1 protein-coding gene is annotated in these 1918 nt (G+C 65.2%); it reads right to left on the bottom strand.

The window, feature by feature from the left end; all coding sequences use genetic code 11:
• On the bottom strand, window positions 1-1797 hold a 1797-nt coding region (locus V6M63_RS19105), incomplete at its 3' end, for a potassium transporter Kup (RefSeq protein ID WP_332744432.1).
• Window positions 1798-1918: the final 121 nt, after the last annotated feature.

Here is a 1918-nt window from a genome sequence, read left to right as displayed (position 1 = left end):
GGCGTTGTGGTGCATCTGCGCGAACAGCTTCTCGCGCCAGGGCGCCATGCCGCCGCCCATGGTGGGCACCACCAGGTCGCGCGAGAGGAAGTAGCTGGTGGTCATGGCCTGCAGCTCGCAGCCGCGGCCGCGCAACTGCTCCAGCGCGCGCGGCACGTCGTAGTCGTTCTTGAAGCCGTAGTGGATCACCACCTGCCAGCAATTGCGCCCGAGCGACTCCATCTCCAGCCGCTTGCCCATGCCGATCCAGGGCACCTCGTGGCTGCGCACGGTGACGAACAGGTTCTGCTCGTGCAGCACCTTGTTGTGCTTGAGGTTGTGCAGCAGCGCGTTGGGCACCGAGCCCGGTTCCGCGGCCATGAACACCGCCGTGCCCTCGACCCGCGTTGGCGGGTTGACGAACACCGCATCCAGGAAGCTCTTGAGGTCGATGGCGTCGCTGCGCAGCTTGTCGTTGAGAATGGCGCGGCCACGCTTCCAGGTCATCATCAGCGTGAAGATCGCGCCGCCGATGGCCAGCGGGAACCAGCCCCCATGCAGCAACTTGAGCATGTTGGAGGCGAAGAAGGTCAGGTCGACCACGAAGAACCAGCCGGTCGCCAGGATGCACAGCCACAACGGATAGTGCCAGCCGTAGCGGATCACAAAGAAGGTCAGCACGGTCGTGATCAGCATATCCAGCGTCACGGCGATGCCGTAAGCTGCAGCCAGATTGCTGGACGAACGGAACAGCACCACCGCCAGCACGATGGCCACGAACAGGCCCCAGTTGACGACCGGGATGTAGATCTGCCCGGTCGCGCGCACGCTGGTGTGCTGCACGTTCAGCCGTGGCAGGTAGCCCAGCTGCATCACCTGCTTGGTCACGCTGAAGGCGCCGGTGATCAGTGCCTGCGACGCGATCACCGTGGCCCCGGTGGCCAGCGCCACCAATGGCAGCAGCGCCCAGTCGGGCGCCATCATGTAGAACGGGTTCCTTACCGCCTCGGGCCGCTCCAGCAACAACGCGCCCTGCCCGAAGTAGTTGAGCGTGAGTGCCGGCATGGCAATGGCGAACCAGGCCAGCCGGATCGGCTTCTTGCCGAAGTGCCCGAGATCGGCATAGAGCGCCTCCGCCCCGGTCACGCACAGCACCACCGCGCCCAGGATGATGAAGGTGGTGCCCGGGTTGCGCCACATGAATCCCAGCGCATGGTGCGGACTGATGGCCGTGAGGATCTGCGGGTGGTCCACGATGTTGGACACGCCCAGCACCGCCAGCACCACGAACCACAGCGAGGTGACCGGCCCGAAGTAGCGTCCGACGCCGCTGGTGCCGTGCTTCTGGAAGGCGAACAGGCCGAACAGGATCAGCAGCGTCAGCGGGATCACCCATTCGACGAAGCGGGGCGACACCACTTCCAGCCCCTCCACCGCCGACAGCACCGAAATCGCCGGCGTGATCACGCCATCGCCGTAGAACAGGCAGGTTCCGAAGATCCCCAGGGCCAGCAGCACCGCGCGCAGCTGCGGCTTGTCCTTGATCGCCTGCGAGGCCAGCGCCAGCATCGCGACCAGCCCGCCCTCGCCGTTGTTGTCGGCACGCAGCACCAGCACCACGTACTTGATCGAGACGATGACCGTCAGCGTCCAGAAGAAGATCGACAGGATCCCGTACACATTGCCCACCGTGAAGGGCACGTGGCCGGAGCCGAACACCTCCTTGACCGCGTACAGGACGCTGGTTCCTATGTCGCCGTAGACGACGCCGATGGCGCCGAGGGTGAGTGCCGCGAGCGAGTTTTTGCTTGTTTGCACGAAGGGGGCCCCGTCTTCGCGCGGGTAAAGGCCGGGACGACCCGGGATCGCGTATTGTGCGACGCCTGCGCAGCTCTTCAGCCTTTGATGTTGCAATGCAGCAACTGCCGGCCGACCCTCA

This window comes from Hydrogenophaga sp. (genome assembly GCF_036675665.1).
Taxonomy (GTDB): domain Bacteria; phylum Pseudomonadota; class Gammaproteobacteria; order Burkholderiales; family Burkholderiaceae_C; genus Hydrogenophaga.
The sequence above is the reverse complement of the archived record's forward strand: the minus strand, read 5'-3'. Positions and strand labels throughout refer to the sequence as shown.